9 protein-coding genes and 1 pseudogene are annotated in these 16,830 nt (G+C 62.5%); 7 read left to right on the top strand and 3 right to left on the bottom strand.

Features of this window, described 5'->3' with window-relative positions; genetic code table 11:
- Window positions 1-7 precede the first annotated feature (7 nt).
- From fdhF to J4G43_RS18045, 3 genes are read left to right on the top strand one after another with little or no spacing between them, the layout of a single operon-like run.
- Window positions 8-2,881: a formate dehydrogenase subunit alpha gene (gene fdhF / locus J4G43_RS18055; RefSeq protein ID WP_135215013.1), complete on the top strand. Its 2,874-nt coding sequence runs from the start codon at window positions 8-10 to the stop codon at window positions 2,879-2,881.
- 4 nt (window positions 2,882-2,885) lie between these two features.
- Window positions 2,886-3,716, top strand: a complete 831-nt coding sequence (fdhD, locus tag J4G43_RS18050; RefSeq protein WP_135215014.1) for a formate dehydrogenase accessory sulfurtransferase FdhD — start codon at window positions 2,886-2,888, stop codon at window positions 3,714-3,716.
- On the top strand, window positions 3,703-3,939 hold the full coding sequence (locus tag J4G43_RS18045) for a formate dehydrogenase subunit delta (protein WP_028151503.1): 237 nt from the start codon (window positions 3,703-3,705) through the stop codon (window positions 3,937-3,939). Before fdhD ends, J4G43_RS18045 begins: the two co-directional genes overlap by 14 nt.
- Here J4G43_RS18045 and J4G43_RS18040 read toward each other — a convergent pair.
- From J4G43_RS18040 to J4G43_RS18030, 3 genes are all read right to left on the bottom strand, one after another.
- Window positions 3,896-6,883: a bifunctional [glutamine synthetase] adenylyltransferase/[glutamine synthetase]-adenylyl-L-tyrosine phosphorylase gene (locus J4G43_RS18040; RefSeq protein WP_208085803.1), complete on the bottom strand. Its 2,988-nt coding sequence runs from the start codon at window positions 6,881-6,883 to the stop codon at window positions 3,896-3,898. The genes J4G43_RS18045 and J4G43_RS18040 overlap by 44 nt on opposite strands.
- The gene (locus J4G43_RS18035) at window positions 6,880-8,334 is read right to left on the bottom strand and encodes a sensor histidine kinase (protein ID WP_208085802.1); all 1,455 of its coding nucleotides are present in this window, start codon (window positions 8,332-8,334) and stop codon (window positions 6,880-6,882) included. Before J4G43_RS18035 ends, J4G43_RS18040 begins: the two co-directional genes overlap by 4 nt.
- A gap of 2,140 nt (window positions 8,335-10,474) precedes the next feature.
- Complete coding sequence (locus J4G43_RS18030) at window positions 10,475-11,743, bottom strand: IS256 family transposase (RefSeq protein WP_038952271.1); 1,269 nt, start codon at window positions 11,741-11,743, stop codon at window positions 10,475-10,477.
- 1,603 nt (window positions 11,744-13,346) lie between these two features.
- Here J4G43_RS18030 and J4G43_RS18025 point away from each other — a divergent pair.
- The 4 genes and pseudogenes from J4G43_RS18025 (at window position 13,347) to J4G43_RS18010 (ending at window position 16,762) form a co-directional block, all read left to right on the top strand.
- Window positions 13,347-14,276, top strand: coding sequence for a DUF4357 domain-containing protein (locus J4G43_RS18025; protein ID WP_208085801.1), 930 nt, complete (start codon window positions 13,347-13,349; stop codon window positions 14,274-14,276).
- Between the two features lie 13 nt (window positions 14,277-14,289).
- The gene (locus tag J4G43_RS18020; protein ID WP_208085800.1) at window positions 14,290-14,814 is read left to right on the top strand and encodes a hypothetical protein; all 525 of its coding nucleotides are present in this window, start codon (window positions 14,290-14,292) and stop codon (window positions 14,812-14,814) included.
- A gap of 2 nt (window positions 14,815-14,816) precedes the next feature.
- Window positions 14,817-15,587 (top strand): metallophosphoesterase, encoded by a 771-nt coding sequence (locus J4G43_RS18015; protein WP_208085799.1) that lies wholly within the window; start codon window positions 14,817-14,819, stop codon window positions 15,585-15,587.
- 217 nt (window positions 15,588-15,804) lie between these two features.
- Window positions 15,805-16,762, top strand: a pseudogene (locus J4G43_RS18010) (cupin domain-containing protein).
- Window positions 16,763-16,830 lie beyond the last annotated feature (68 nt).

Genomic DNA, 16,830 nt, shown 5'->3' with positions numbered 1-16,830 from the left:
AACGACGATGTCTCTGATCGAAGAAATCGACTACGGCACACCGCGCTCCAAATCGACGACGATGGTGACGCTGACCATCGACGGCAACCAGGTCACGGTGCCCGAGGGCACCTCGATCATGCGGGCCGCGATGGATGCAGGCCACCAGATCCCAAAGCTCTGCGCGACCGACATGGTCGACGCGTTCGGCTCCTGCCGTCTCTGCGTCGTCGAGATCGAGGGCCGCGCCGGCACGCCCGCTTCCTGCACCACGCCGGTCATGAGCGGCCTCGTCGTGCACACCCAGAGCGAACGGCTGAAGAAGCTGCGCAAGGGCGTGATGGAGCTCTACATCTCCGACCATCCGCTCGACTGTCTCACCTGCGGCGCCAATGGCGATTGCGAATTGCAGGACATGGCCGGCGCCGTGGGCCTCCGCGACGTGCGCTACGGCTATGAGGGCGAGAACCACGTCTTCGCCAAATCCAACGGCGAGGTCAACGCCGCCTGGATGCCCAAGGACGAATCCAACCCCTATTTCACCTACGATCCGTCGAAGTGCATCGTCTGCTCGCGCTGCGTCCGCGCCTGCGAGGAAGTGCAAGGCACCTTCGCACTGACCATCTCGGGCCGCGGCTTCGACAGCCGTGTTTCGCCCGGCATGAGCGAGAGCTTCCTCGGCTCCGAATGCGTCTCCTGCGGCGCCTGCGTGCAGGCTTGCCCGACCGCGACGCTGACGGAAAAGTCGGTGATCGAGATCGGCCAGCCCGAGCACTCCGTCGTCACCACCTGCGCTTATTGCGGCGTCGGCTGCGCCTTCAAGGCCGAGATGCGCGGCGAGGAAGTCGTGCGCATGGTGCCGTACAAGGACGGCAAGGCCAATCGCGGCCATTCCTGCGTCAAGGGCCGCTTCGCCTGGGGCTACACCAACCACAAGGAGCGTATCCTCAACCCGATGATCCGCGAGCGGATCGAGGATCCCTGGCGCGAAGTGTCCTGGGATGAGGCGTTCTCGTTTGCCGCTGCCAAGATGCGCGGCATCCAGAAGAAATACGGCCGTGACGCCATCGGCGGCATCACTTCGTCCCGCTGCACCAATGAAGAAACCTATCTGGTGCAGAAGCTGATCCGCGGCGGCTTCGGCAACAACAATGTCGACACTTGCGCCCGCGTCTGCCATTCGCCGACCGGCTACGGCCTGTCGCAGACCTTCGGCACGTCGGCCGGCACGCAGGACTTCGACTCGGTGGAAGATACCGACGTCGCGGTCATCATTGGTGCAAATCCCGCCTCCGCCCACCCGGTGTTCGCGTCGCGCCTGAAGAAGCGGCTGCGCCAGGGCGCCAAGCTGATCGTGATCGATCCGCGCCGCACCGAAATGGTGGAATCGCCGCACGTGAAGGCGCTGCACCTGCCGCTGATGCCCGGCACCAACGTTGCGGTCGTGACCGCGCTGGCTCATGTCATCGTCACCGAGGGCCTCGCCAACGAAGCCTTCGTGCGCGAGCGCTGCGACTGGGCCGAGTTCGAGGAATGGGCCGCCTTCGTCGCCCAGCCGAAACACAGCCCCGAAGCCACCGCGATCCTGACCGGCGTCGATCCGCAGGTGTTGCGTGAAGCCGCGCGCATCTACGCCACCGGCGGCAATGGCGCGATCTATTACGGCCTCGGCGTCACCGAGCACAGCCAGGGCTCGACCACGGTGATCGCGATCGCCAACCTCGCGATGGCGACCGGCAATATCGGCCGCCCCGGCGTCGGCGTGAACCCGTTGCGCGGCCAGAACAACGTGCAGGGTTCCTGCGACATGGGCTCGTTCCCGCACGAGCTGCCGGGCTATCGCCACATCTCGGGCGACGCTGTGCGCGACCAGTTTGAGGCGCTCTGGAACGTCAAGCTCAACCCGGAGCCGGGCCTGCGCATTCCCAACATGTTCGATGCCGCGATCGAAGGCACGTTCATGGGCATCTACGTGCAGGGCGAGGACATCCTCCAGTCCGATCCCAACACCAAGCACGTGGTGGCGGCGCTGTCGTCGATGGAATGCGTCATCGTTCACGACCTCTTCCTGAACGAGACCGCGAACTACGCCCATGTCTTCCTGCCCGGCTCGAGCTTCCTCGAGAAGGACGGCACCTTCACCAATGCCGAGCGCCGCATCCAGCGCGTCCGCAAGGTGATGACGCCGAAGAACGGCATGGCCGACTGGGAGGTCACCATCGCCCTCGCCAAGGCCATGGGCTTCGAGATGAACTACAGCCATCCGTCCGAGATCATGGACGAGATCGCGGCACTGACGCCGACGTTTACCGGCGTCTCCTACGCCAAGCTCGACGAACTCGGCTCGGTGCAGTGGCCCTGCAACGAGAAGGCGCCGGAGGGCACCCCGGTGATGCATATCGGCGGCTTCGTTCGCGGCAAGGGCAAGTTCATCGTCACGGAATATGTCGCGACCGACGAGCGCACCGGTCCCCGCTTCCCGCTGCTGCTCACCACGGGCCGCATCCTCAGCCAGTACAATGTCGGCGCGCAGACAAGGCGCACCGAGAACGTGGTCTGGCATGCCGAGGACCGGCTCGAGATTCATCCGCACGACGCCGAGCAGCGCGGTGTGCGCGACGGCGACTGGGTGCGGCTCGCGAGCCGTGCGGGCGAAACCACGCTGCGCGCGGAGATCACCGACCGCGTCTCACCGGGCGTCGTCTACACCACCTTCCATCACCCGGACACGCAGGCCAACGTCATCACCACCGACTATTCGGATTGGGCCACCAACTGCCCCGAATACAAGGTCACGGCGGTGCAGATCTCGCCGTCGAACGGCCCGTCCGACTGGCAGAAGGCCTATGACGCGCAGGCGCAGCACTCCCGCCGCATCGCGCCGGCCGAGGCAGCGGAGTAACGGCATGCACGTGCCGGTCCAGGCCATCGACCGCGAGATCTGGCGCGACGGAGTCGCGTCCGAAGGCGCGCGCCTGATCCCGGAGGAGACGCCGCTGGCGCTGACCTATAACGGCGGCAGCTATGCCGTCATGATGGGGACTCCACAGAACCTCGAGGATTTTGCGGTCGGCTTCAGCCTGGACGAAGGCATCATCAGGTCGGTCGACGACATCAAGTCGCTCGAAGTGGTCCGCCTCGACGACGGCATCGAGCTGCGCATGTGGCTGGCTTCGGAAGATGCCGCGCGCATCAGCGAGCGGCGGCGGCACATTGCCGGCCCGACCGGCTGCGGCATTTGCGGCATCGATTCAATCGCCGAGGCCGTGCGGCCCGCGGCCGTCGTCCCACCAGGGTCCAGCTTCACGCCGCAACAGATCATGACGGCGATGCAGGCGATCGCGCCCCTGCAATCGATCAACATGCAGACGCGCGCGGTCCACGCTGCAGCCTTCTGGTCGCCATCGAATGGCATTGTGGCCCTGCGCGAGGACGTCGGCCGCCATAACGCGCTAGACAAGCTCGCAGGTTCGCTGGCGCGCAGCCGGACGGACGCTAGCGTGGGCATGGTGCTGCTGACGAGCCGTGTCTCGGTCGAGATGGTGCAGAAGACGGCCGCAATCGGCGCCCCGGTGCTGGTCGCCGTTTCGGCGCCCACCGCGCTCGCGGTTCGCACCGCGGAGGCCGCCGGCATCACGTTGATCGCGATTGCCCGCAGCGATGGGTTTGAAGTATTCACGCACCAGAGTCGCGTTACGGCTCATCGTGCTCGGGAGATTATCGATGTCGTCGCCTGACCGCCTCGTCTACATGGCCAACCAGATCGGTACCTTCTTCAAGAGCCAAGGTCACGACAAGGCCGTGCCGGGAATCGCCGACCACATCAAGAAGTTCTGGGATCCCCGGATGAAGCGCGCGATCTTCGCCCATCTCGACGCGGGCGGCGCAGGCTTGGAGCCGAACGTGCGCGAGGCTCTTACCTCGCTGAAGCAGACGACGTCCCTTCCAGCAGCGCCGTAAATACGCGCCTCACCTCGCTCTGCGTTTCCTTCACGCGCGCCTCCAGTGACGAGAAGTCGGGCGCATCGCCGGCGCGCGCCATCACGCGCTGAAGGTCGGTGCCGGCAGTCTCGGGCTTGAAGCCGTCGCTGACGCAGAGCCGCAGGATCTGCGTCAGGTCGTGATAGAGCCGCGCCGCCGCGCGCAGGATCTCCGCCTCCGATTGCGGGAGCACGTTGAGCTTGGCGGCGTTGTCCAGAACCTGAAGGGTGCTGACGTCGAGAATTTCAGGCTTGTCATGGGCGTGCACGAGCTGGAGATATTGCGCGATGAAGTCGATATCGACCATGCCGCCTGCAGCGTATTTGAGATCCCAATGGTCGCTCTCGCCCTTCTCCTGCGCGATGGCGCGCCGCATGTCGGCGACGTCGTTGGCAATGGTCGCCCGATCGCGGCGGCGGGTCAGGACATCGCGGATGATACGCTCGATCCGCTCACGGAATTCACCCGAGGCCGATACCACGCGGGCGCGGGTCAGGGCCATGTGCTCCCAGGTCCAGGCCTCGTTGGCCTGGTAGTCCGCGAATGAGACGAGGCTCGACGCCACCGGACCGGCGCGTCCCGACGGGCGCAGCCGCATGTCGATCTCGTACAGCACGCCGTAATTGGTGCGTGTGGTGAAGGCACTGATCAGGCGCTGGGTGAAGCGCGCGAAGTAGTGGGCGCCCTGAAGCGATTTGGCCCCGTCGGAGTCCGGATTGTCGCTGTCGAAATCGTACAGCAGGATCAGGTCGAGATCGGACGATGCCGTCATCTCGCGGCTGCCGAGCCGGCCCATCGCGATGATCGCGGTCTCCTGATCCTTGATACGTCCGTGTTGGGCGGCGAAGCGTTCGGCGACAAGATCGTGCACGGTGTGGACGATGCCTTCGGCGACATCGGCGAAAGCCGTGCTGGCCTGCTGCGCCGAGACCGTACCGGAGAGAATGCGCGTGCCGATCAGGAACAGGCTCTCCTGCCCGAACAGGCGGAGACGGTCGAGAAATTCCTCATAGGAGTCGGCGTCGCGCACCGTCGCGGCCAATCGCGCCGACAATTCCCGCTTGTCCGGCATCGCGCCGAAGAATCTGGGATCGATCAGGCCGTCCATGAGCTGCGGCTTCCGCGCCAGCATCTCGCCGAGCCGCGGCGCCGCGCCCAGCACCAGCGCCACGAGCGCGACGAGATCGCGGTTCTGGCCGAGCAGCGTGATCAGCCGCCCGCCAAGCTGGAGTGCCTGGAGGAACTGATCGAACGCCACGACGGCGCGATCCGGCTCCTCGGCCCGCGCGAGGCCGTCGATCAGGGCCGGCACGAACTCGACGAAAGCGCTTCGCGTCTGGTCGTTGCGGAACACGCGGTAGTCGCCTGTGATCCAGTCACGTATGGTCTGCGCGAGTGCGGCCGGCTTCTTGAAGCCGAGCGTCGTCAAATATTGCAGTAGGCGCGGATCGTCAGGACCTGCACTGTAGTCGAGCGCCGGCAGCTTTGCCGTGCCGGTCGGGTCATCGCCCTCGAACAGCTTTTCGTAGTGTCCCTGCACGATCTGGAGCTGCCGCAACAGGTCGCGCGCGAAGGCTTCGCGATCCGGATAGCCGAGGAAGCGCGCAAAGCGCTCGACCGCCTCCTTGTCGTCGGGCAACGCATGGGTCTGCTCGTCGGCGATCATCTGGAGGCGGTGCTCGACACGGCGCAGGAATTCATAGGCAATGGTCAGCTCGTCACGCGCGGCAAAGGTGATCCAGTTGCTGGTGGCGAGAATATCGAGCGCGGCGAGCGTCGGCCGCACCCGCAACTCCGGATGGCGACCGCCGGCGATCAGCTGCTGCGTCTGCGCGAAAAATTCGATCTCGCGAATACCGCCACGCCCGACCTTGACGTTGTGCCCCTCGACCGCGATCTCGCTCTGGCCGCGATAGGTCTGCATCTGCCGCTTCATGTCGTGGACGTCGGCAAGCGCGGCGAAGTCGAGATGCTTGCGCCAGACGAAGGGCGCGATTTCGGCGAGCAGCGCCTCGCCCGCTTTGGCATCGCCGGCACAGGCACGCGCCTTGATCATCGCGGCGCGCTCCCAGGTGCGCCCTTCCCGCTCGTAATAGTTCAGCGCGGCGTCTCGCGAAATCGCCACTTGCGTCGAGGACGGATCGGGACGCAGGCGCAGGTCGACGCGGAAGACGTAGCCGTCATAGGTACGCTGCTGGAGAATGCGCGCCACGCCCTGCGTCACCCGCACGAAGAACGGCTGCGGCTCGATGTCGGGCGCGAGCGTCGTGGCATCGGGATCGAAGAACACGATGAGGTCGATGTCGCTGGAATAGTTCAGCTCGCCCGCCCCCATCTTGCCCATCGCGAGCACGATCAGGCCGCAGCCCTCTTCCGGAGCTTCGGGATTGGGCGGCAGGATTTTTCCACGTGCGGCTTCCTGACGCAGCTGATATTGGAGCGCCGCCTGCACCGAGGATACCGCGACATCGGTCAGCGCCGCCGTCACCCGCATCACCGGCCAGACGCCGCCGATATCGCACAGCGCGGTGAGAAGCGCCGCTTCCGCCTTCATCCTGCGAAGCCGCCGCATCACCTCGGCTTCATCGGTCGCCACAAGGACCGCATCCCTCGCCTCCGCGATGAGCGCGGCCAGATGCGCGTCCGGATCGCATTCGAGCAGCCGGATCAGGCGCGGCGCCTCGGCGCGCGCGAGATCAAACAGATAGGGTGAGAATTCGGCGATGCCGGCCAAAATATCCCGCGCGAAGGGATGGACCAGCAGGGCCTCGAGACGGGCTGATTGAACCGGCTCGAGCTCAGCCAGCCAGTTTTCAAGACGTCGTTCTTCAGTTGTGGAAGCGGCAATATGGGGAGCCTCCGCGAAGCGCGCGGCCAGGCCCTCACCATGCTTGTCCGCGTTTCCCGGCGCGGAGTGGTTCATGCCACCTTCTGTGGCACATCCTGCATTGGCGGAGCAACCCTGTCGCCGACACGCGCCGGGAGCACCAGCGTGGCGACGAGGCCGGGCTGGGCATCACCCAGCCGCAATTCTCCGCCATGTAATGTCGCAACCGCGGCGGCAAGGCTGAGACCGAGGCCGGAGCCCGGCAGCGTGCGGCTGGCTTCAAGCCGCACGAATCGCTCGACGACATGCTTGCGGTCGGCTTCGGGGATACCAGGGCCGCGATCGGTGACGCTGAGCAGCACCTGGTCGCCCTCGTGCTTCGCCTCGATGATGATCTGCCTGCTGTCCATGCTGACCACGGTTCCACCGGTCTGCGCGACCGGCTTGCCGTATTTGATCGCGTTCTCGACCAGGTTGGCGAGCGCCTGGCTGATCAATTCGCGGTTGGCGTGAACCGGCGAGGGATTGGTCTTGACCTTCAAGGTCATGCCGTCCTCCTCGGCCAGCGGCTCGTAGAGCTCGTGGATGCCGCCCGCCACGTCGGCCGCGTCGAAATCGTCCATGTTGCCGCGCGCCTGTCCGGACTCGGCGCGCGCGATCATTAGGAGCGCATTGAAGGTGCGGATCAGGCCGTCGGATTCCTCGATGGTCCGCTCCAGCGCGACACGGTAATCGGCTTCGCTGCCCGATTTCGCCAGCGCCTCCTCGGCGCGGTTACGCAGGCGCGTCAGCGGCGTCTTGAGATCGTGCGCAATGTTGTCGGAGACCTCCTTCAGCCCCGCCATCAGCGCCTCGATCCGCTCCAACATGGCATTGAGGTTTTCCGCAAGACGATCGAGTTCGTCGCCGCTGCGCCCCACCGGCAGGCGCCCACTGAGATCGCCCGTCATGATGCGTTGCGCGGTGCCGGTCATCGCGTCGATGCGCCTCAACACCCTGCGCGCGACGAAGATGCCGCCGCCGAGGCCAAGCACTACGACGATCAGGACCGACCATTGCGCGGCCTTGGCGACGATGCCGAAGAGGCGCCGCCGCTCGGCGAGGTCGCGGCCGATCAGGAGCCGGAAGCCGTTTTCCAATTCGGTGACGCGCACGAGCGCGCGATGGTCGCGGTCATCCGCGTCCTCGATCCGGCGATAGGCGGTCTCCGTCCAGCCAAACGTCGCCATCACGCCCGGCGCCAGCGAGCCGACATTGCCGGCGATCGCCTGGCCCGTGGGCGTGGTCACAAGGTAGAGATTGGCGCCCGGTCGCAGTGCCCGATATTCGATCGCGCGTACGAGGCCGACCAGGCCGCGGCGGCCGTAGATCTCGTTGATCTCCGAGGTCTCGGCATTCACCGTCTGCGTGATCTCTTCGGTGATCAACCGCCGCGTGTTCCAGGCGAAATAGCCGAGCAGCGAGGCTGCGAACATCGCGAACAGCAGCAGGTAGACCAGCGTCAGCCGGAATGCCGTGGTGCGGACGAGTTTACCGAATGCCGTCACGGATCATGTATCCATTTTTAGTACCGCGCCTGCCATCACCGAGCATCGTCACATCTCGTATTCTGATTTGTTTACAGTAGCATAGCTTCAGGAACCATCGTCTGACTTCGCACAAATTCGCCGAACGCCAGCCGGTTCTGGCAAAAAAGTGGTAAGCTGACGCATCCGTCCCTTTATCGTATCCGTGATGGTCACACATCCCGACAAGTCGATTGTGGAACGACTGACCATGACCAGCAAAGCATCCGTGACGGTAGGTGGTATGCGGAGGGGGAACGTTAAAGTGACACTCAATTCGAACCAAGTTAAATCCCTGCAAGCTGGCGTTCATGCGGACACTGGGGGACTCTACTTGGCGGTGCGCGGGAGCGGTGATCGGGTGTCCGCTTCACTGACCTCGAAGGCAAGCGGGCGATACCTTACTCGCTCTCATCACCGGTGGCGGAACGTTTGGTAGCAAACAATAATTGCGAGGCCGAAAAGCCCCGTTCCTGATCAGGGATACGCTGGGTGCGATTTAACTGCAGAGGGTAAAAGACCCCCTGGACCGTTGAGCGTTCTGGTGGTGGTCGGTGGCGTAATGCTTGACGTCGATCGGATAGCATCGACCCGCTAGCGACAAAGCTTACGAACGACACAGCAGCCGACCGATTGACCGTGGCCGGCTTGTTGCTATCCGCGCCGGCCGGAGCGGCCCTGGTCTCTCTTACCCGTCCTCATTGGAGCTTCCTTGGAAGAGCTGGGGCCACTCCTGCTCTCGAAGAGAAGCGACATTCCGAACCGGCAGGCCCCCATCGTTTCGAAGACAGATTAAGCAATTCGGCGGTTCCTTCGGGGAACCGTAGAATACGTTTGAAATTTAACAAATTATTCCGCTAAATTTTCTCACTGGGGCTGTTTGCATATTTCACTTAGATCCTTTCGCCCGGCTTTTGCTCGGAAATGCGCAAGCCGTAGCAGATCCCCTGTCGCGTCCTACGTTGAATGGGTGCCCATGTGTATTTCCAAAGGCGCTCGCGAAGTGCTTTGCCTGACCAACGCCTTCAAGGAGATCAAGAGCCCGGGGACGCGACTAGCGGTTCTCCTGCTCATCGAAGAGCTGGCGCAGAAAGATGATCCACTCGTCCCAAAGAGATTCCCGCCGACCTTTCAGCGAACGGGGGGCGATTAGATTATAGACCGGCGGGCACCGCCGCTTGTGGTCTATGTAGCTTGCGGACCACCAGCATGAACCGGCGCGCCTGCTGAGACAGAGATAAATCCCAGGCTGAAAGCTGAATTCGAAGCGCAGGCGCTGGCTATCAGAAGCTTGCCGTCGAAAGGGCTGAACGGTTGCACCTGCCATTACGGCAATGCGCCGCCCGAACCGGCCTAATCCCCTGGACCAAGCCTAGTTCCCTCTTAACGATGCTCTCAGCTTTTCTGCGCTTCTGCCAACCAATGATCTACCCTGTCAGGGCATGAACCCGAATCGCCTTATCGCTGCGATGGGAATTTGCCTCGCTCTAATTGTCTACGCCACGTTGGCTAGACTGGCGGGTCGACCAGCATTGCTGGGCCACGCCGAAACGTATTGGGTCGTCGTCGTCGAGCGGTTCAGCGCATATGGCCTGCTAGGATTTCTGCTTTCCTTTCTGCTACCCGGTCGGTTCACGCTCTCTTGCGCTCTGGCAACAAGCGTGTCTGTCTTGCTTGAGCTCCTGCAAGCGTTGACACCTAACCACGAGCCAGCGTTTTTCGACCTCTCTCAGAAGGTGGTGGGTAGCATCATCGGAGTTACACTCGCCCAGGCCATTTTGATATTTTTGCCTCGGCCGCCAGCGTGAGCTGGCGGGCCAAATGTTCCGGGCGTCAGTTCAGAATGAACGAGCGATGCCTTCACCATAGTCCACTGACTATGGTCCCCACCAAGGGGGTGTTGCCGTCGCGGTAAGCCGACGCAGTCCGAAACACCGCAAGGCGGTGTTGAACAATCTGAACGCGATCAAAGCGACGCGATCATCACGTAAATAGTATCGATGTACAGGCAGGCATCGATGGGCTCGCTGCAATCGCAGCCTAACCTAGCCCTGCCAAGTCAACCAAAGGCCCCGCCAAACTCTTAATGGAGCTATGGCTGATTTTGGGTGACGCGGCCTGATCAGGCGGCGTGGCTTTCAGTGTTCGGAATGACTTCGATTCCGTCGATGAACTTTACACCGGCGATGACTTTCGGCAACTGGTTCGTGCTCTTCAATCGCCGCCAGGTCTTCGATGCGGCGTCGATGAGCTTGAACACCATCAGCTTCGCAGTTTGTTGCGACAGCGATCCCTTGGTCCGCACCGTTCGGTGGCGCACCGTGGCGAAGACGCTCTCGATCGGGTTCGAGCTGCGTAGGTGGATCCAGTGCTCAGCAGGGAAGTCGAAGAAGGCGAGCAGCGCATGGCGATCCTTGATCAGGCACTCCACCGCACGTCCGTATTTGACGTGGTATTTCTCGACGAAGACGTCGATCGCGGTTTCAGCTTCGGCCCGGTGTGGGGCCAGATAGATGTTCCGCAGGTCGTTCTTCATGGGGCCCTGCACGGATTTGGCGACCTTGTCGAGTACGTTGCTCACTTTATGGCACCAGCATCGTTGGTGCCGCGTGCCGGGAAAGGCCTCGTCCAGTGCCTTCCAGAAGCCGAGGGCGCCGTCGCCGATGGCGAGTTGCGGGGCAATCCGTAACCCGCGTTGCCGCAGGTCGATCAGGAGTTCGCGCCAGCTCTGCGCGCTCTCGCGCACGCCGACCTGGAAGCCGATCAGCTCCTTCTTGCCTTCCGGCGTGGTGCCAATCAGCACCAGCATGCATTCGCTGTGATCTTCCATGCGGGCCTGCAGGTACACGCCATCGGCCCAGATGTAGACATAGCGACGCGCCGACAGATCGCGTCTCTGCCAGCGTTCGTACTCGACCTGCCAATCGGCCTTCAGGCCGGCGATCACCGAAGGCGACAGGTTCGGCGCATCCTTGCCGAGCAGCGCCGAGAGCGCCTCCTGGAAGTCGCCGGTCGAGATGCCGCGCAAATAGAGGACCGGGATCAAGGCATCCAGGCTCTTCGTCCGCCGCGCCCATAGCGGCAGGATTGCCGAACTGAAGCGGAGGCGGTCGCCTGGCCCGCTCGCTCCGCGGTCGCGGACCTTGGGACGAGCGACCTCCACCGGACCGATGCCGGTCGCAATCTCGCGCACCGGACCGTGCCCATGTCGGACCAGGCGCGCTCGACCGTCGGGCAGCGTCAGATTGGCCGTGCTGGCCAGAAACGCGCCAACCTCGATCTCGATCGCCCTGGCAAGCAGGTCCCGCGCGCCGGCACGAACGATATCGGTCAGTGGATCATCAACCGCGGACGGCTGACGGAAAGCAAGAACATTGGTAGTCTCGGTCATGGCGTATCGCTCTCCTCGAGAGGTTCTGGCAGGCTCGTCACCCGCCTCGATACGCCGCCTTCCTCACACCGTCATCACCCAGATTCCGCCATAGCTCCTCTTAATGAGAGTGGGGCGTCGCTGTCTATCGGTATTTGTACGGACCGCTGATCGGCGTTGATGACATTAGACTGGCCCCGCAAGGCGGCCCTCTCTTATTGCGGACTTACCGCCGTCGTCATTTACCACCCTGAACTCCGCAGACTGACTGGCAGGAACTTGGGACGCCAAGCGTCACTTAAATGATGCTGAGCTTGTCTCTCGGCTGGCGGAGCGGCCCCGGCAGTACATCAAAGCGCCTCCCAGCCGGGCCCGTCTCCCTAAAAAGGCTGTTCCAGTGCGAATGGCGACAGGCAGCGCGGTGCGCCGGACGGGCGAATTGCTGAAAGCAATTCGACGGGCGCCCCGATAATTTAGTAAAGCAAAGTGAGGGCGCCCCAGCACCCGAGATCCAGTTACAAGTGGAGCGCAGAGGCCCGCTTCTCGTGCTTGAAATTTCCCCCTTCGGCACATCCCTTTTGGTGGACGTCGGCGGGAGGTGAGGCGGCGCACTTTTGAACTCGGCCCCCCATTACATGGCACGTTAAAAAACGTGTCTTAGACGTTTTGCAACGTGTTCTTGGGACGCGTCATGCGATGGGCCGGCCACCGGATTTCCCCAAGGACACGTTGCAAAACGTCAAAAACTCGTTGCACGACGAATGACTCCCGAAAGCTTAGCCCTCATGCAGGGTTAAGAGATTGCAACGGGCCAGATCTCTCGCCAGCGGTTCAAGATGTCTATCGATCTGGCAGTGAGCCCAGTCAGCCAATTCCACGCAACATTCGCGAAACGGGAAAGGCTCGGCCAAACCTAAGTATCCCGCCGGCCGCAGACGCTGGCGGGGTACCGTGGGCCCGGCGGATCGAAGATGTTGTCCGCAGCCGATACACCCCGCGGGCTACCGCTTCGCGCTGAACTCCTTCCGCAGATCAGGTCGAAATCGCCGGCCGGCTCAATCGAGATGTCCGTACAATAGCTCGTTAACCATCCTGACTGGAGAAATATTCGGCCAACCGTAGACACGATGCGGATCGGACCATACCTCGGTTGCCTCGCAAAGCTGCGAGAGAAAGCGGCCGCCGCCAAGTAGTCGAAATACGAAGCGACGGCCTGACCACCACCGACTGATAAGGAAGTCGATCATGGCTAAGTCTGCTTATAACTCCGATTCGCTGCCCCCGCCCCTCCTGTTGCTCAACGCTAGCGCGCCCGTGACCGAGGCGATCCACTCGCTTGCTGTGGAGCTTTGCTTCGCTGCCGTCGCAGTGGCTGTGTTCGGCCGACCGCACAACGCCTAGGCCTCGATCGCGAGGTTCGCTGCATTGCGCCGTTGTTGCGGCGCAATACACGATCGCGACGACGCCTTGCTCTCCGATCTGATCCGCCTTCGCGACGGATGAGACCGGTCCTGACCTGTCACGGTTGGGCTTTCCGGAACCGGCAGCTCGGCGAACGACGCGATCATTGGCCTCGCGATCTCTCAAACACATAGAGGGATCCAATATGTCGTCCATTTTCCAATTGCCGGCGCTTGCGGCTTGCACATCCAAGATCTATCGCCCCGAGGGCGATACCAGCGGCTTGCGCCGCATTTACAATGATGCCAGCCGCGTCGCGGTGTGGGCTTGCCCGATGCCGCAGGTTTCCCGCATCGCGCTCGACCGTGCCGTTGGCGCCGCCGGATATCTTCTGGCCAACCACAACACGGTTTACGTGGGTGAGACCAAGAACGGGTTCTCGCGAGTTATCGACCACCTCGACGATCCGACCAAGAACTTTGCTCGCGAGGTCTACGTGATCGTCGGCTACCCCGATCCGTGGCTGGACAAGCTGCCGGTCCTTTACCTTCAGTATCGCCTCTGGGAAATCGCGCAGTCGATGAACTATGTGGTCGTCACCAATTTGCGCGACCCGCAGATCCCGGCGGTGCCGGAGGAAAAGCGCGCCGAGTTGGAGCGCATTGTCACGGACGCCCGCGTCTTCCTGTTCGACGCCGGCTGCCGTGCGCTCGATTCGAACTTCGACAACCAGCACTCGGCGATGCTTGCTCCCGAGGTCGAGGTTGATCCGATCGGCCCCGAGGATGGCGACCCCATGCAGATCGATGTCCGCGTCGATCCCGCAAACAGTAGCGAGCGTGAACTGCTCTATACAGGGATCTATGCCCGCGGTTATCCGCATCCTGAGCGCGGTTTCATCGTGACCGCAGGGTCCGAAGTTCGCAACGTCGTCAATCCGAGCGCGCACAAGATCATTACCGATCGTCGTAAGGAATTGCGAAACAAGAAGGTGCTGGTCGATATCGATGGTGTTGGCGATCGATCTCGCCTGATCGCAAACGTCTGGTTCCCGTCGGCAGCCATTGCCGCCAAGGTGGTGACCGGCGCGCACATCGGCGTCCGCGTGTGGCAGCCGGTACGCCACCCCCACACCATCCTGATCGACGCTTAGGAGGGTAAGGCATATGTCCTCTAAGTACTCGCAGGAATTCGAACAGCCGCTCAGTGCACAAGGTGGTGAGGCCGGACGCCCCACTGAAGCGCCTGAGTCTTACAGCCCTGAAGACGCGCACCCGCTGGTGTGGTGGCGGCTATTGCCCCCGCATCTACTGGGCGGCGCAGAGCATCTCCAAGTTACCGCCGCGCTCGAAGGGCTTGCCGTCATGGGAGGCGGCATGGAAGGCGCCGCTGCGTTGGCGGGCGATGCCGCTGCCGCCATCGGTATGGCGCTTTCGTTGATACCGCTGCGCGTGGTGACGCTGCAGATCGACATCGTCATGTCGGCTCTTCTGTCTTGCGCGCTTGCAGGCGATCCTGCCTCGGTGCCGGTTCTGTCGCACGTTCTTGGCCGCTGCCAGTGGGGTGATCCTTGCGCCGAGGAACTGGGCCTTGCCTGGCTCGACCGCCACAAAGCCTTCCCAATGAACCGCGAACAGTTTGCCGCAAGCGAAGCGGCTCTTGCCGCTGCATTCTGTCCCGGGGAGGAGTAATCATGCGGATCCAGATTTTCTCCGATCTGCATGCCGATGTCCTCCCTATCAAGCCCATTGTTCTTGCGGAGGGCATCGATGTCGTCGTGGTCGCCGGCGACACCTGCGAAGGCGCACGACGCGCCTTCGAACGGCTGCGCCAGATCGTGCCATTGGCCATCCCGATTGTTATGGTGATGGGAAATCACGAACATTATCGCCGCTTCCTTCCGCCCGAGCTGGAGGAAGCGCGTGCACTGGCGCCTTCGTTTAACGTTCATCTCCTTGAGGATGCCGAAGTTGCACTGGGGGGCGCCCGATTCGTGGGCGCAACCTTGTGGACGGATTATCGCCTTTTTGGTGACAACAGGCAGATCCCGGTCATGCAGACTTGCGCAGCCGCCATGAACGATCACCGTCGCATCGGTTGGCTGAAAAAACCGTGGCTGCGTTTCCGGCCGCAGGAGGCCGAGCTGCTGCATCAACGCTCGCGCTCCTTTATTGAAGAGGCCCTGGGCTCGCTGTTCCCGGGGCCGACCGTCGTGGTAACGCACCACGCGGTGCATCGAAATTCAGTGGTTCCGATTTATCGCGATGACTGGGTGACGGCCGCCTTTGTCTCCGATTTGTCGGAGCTGATCGAAGCCTATCAGCCGGCCCTCTGGGTTCACGGCCATGTCCACAACTCGTTCGATTATCGAGTCGGACAGACACGCATCATCGCCAATCCGCATGGCTACGGCAAAGAGAACCCGGCTTTCGATTGCACCTTGGTTGTCGAGATCGAGGCATGACAAGAAAAGACGGTCGCCCCCGAGACAACGGGAATGAACGTTGACAATCTGTCCCCAATTCATCGTGGTCTGCAACAAAGCGGTGAAGCCCACCGTTGCGCTCTCTCCTGCAGGCACTCTTCTTGATGTCGGATCAAAATCCCGGTCGTGGCCAGTCCGATGCCCCGCGATGCCTTCCAAGCATTGTATGCGATCATCCGCGTGTGTACCTCCGCGCATGGACATCCTCGCCCAAGTACTTGATCGCGTTCGCCTCGGCGGGACACTGCTATTTCATTTCGAGCTTGGCCATCCCTGGCATCTTGAGTTGCCTGCGGGCCCCTATGCCCTATTTCACTATCTCAGTCGGGGCTCAGCAACCCTAGCGCTCGGCAAAGGCCGAGAGATCAAGATGACCGAGGGCGATTTTGTCGTCATCACACGTGAAGAGCCCCATGTGTTCTATTCAGATCGCCGGGCCAAGCCTTTGCGGATTATTGATATTGATCGAGCTTCATCGCGATTCGGTGTCATTCGTCAGGGCAGTCGTGCGAAGCCGTCCTCGACCATGATCTGCGGCAGTTTCACCGTGTCGCGGCCAATATCGGGAGTGTGCTGGAGCTGCTTCCGCGCGTGCTCTTGCTGAAGCCGAGGGCGGACAGTGGCTGGCTCGAAGCAGTCCTGCGCCGCATGGTCAGCGAGTCCGCGCTTGAGCGGCCTGGCCAACGCGTTGCGCTTTCGCGACTAACGGAAGTGCTCTTTGTCGAAGTACTCCGACACTGGATCGCATCTCTCAGTCCCGGGCAAGGCGGCTGGATCGGGGCCATATCCGACCCGCACATCGGGCCGGTACTCAAACTCACCATGAGAGCCCGGAGGGGCCTTGGACCTTGAACGACCTCGGCCGCCGCGCGGGGCTTGGCCGCTCGGCATTTTCGGAACGCTTTACTAGGCTCGTCGGCCAATCCGTGCACCAGTACGTCATCGAACGCCGGATGGCGGAAGCCGCATTTCTGCTGGAGACGAATGACGAGCCCATCGCGCGGATTGCAAGCCGGGTCGGTTACGAGACGTCTGCGGCCTTCTCGAAGCTATTCTATCGACAGCACGACTTATCACGCGGCCGATACCGGGCAACACGACGCGCTAATAGTGGCAGCCGGCAAGACACTCAAGAAGCAGAAGTCGCCAATTGAGGTAGCATTTGACTTAATCGCACGCCCAACCGTGTGCGCCTGCAAACTGTGACGGCCAGGACACCACG

The organism is Bradyrhizobium barranii subsp. barranii (assembly GCF_017565645.3).
GTDB classification, from domain to species: Bacteria; Pseudomonadota; Alphaproteobacteria; order Rhizobiales; family Xanthobacteraceae; genus Bradyrhizobium; species Bradyrhizobium barranii.
Note: the sequence above shows the minus strand (reverse complement) of the source record. Positions and strands in the feature narration are given on the sequence as shown.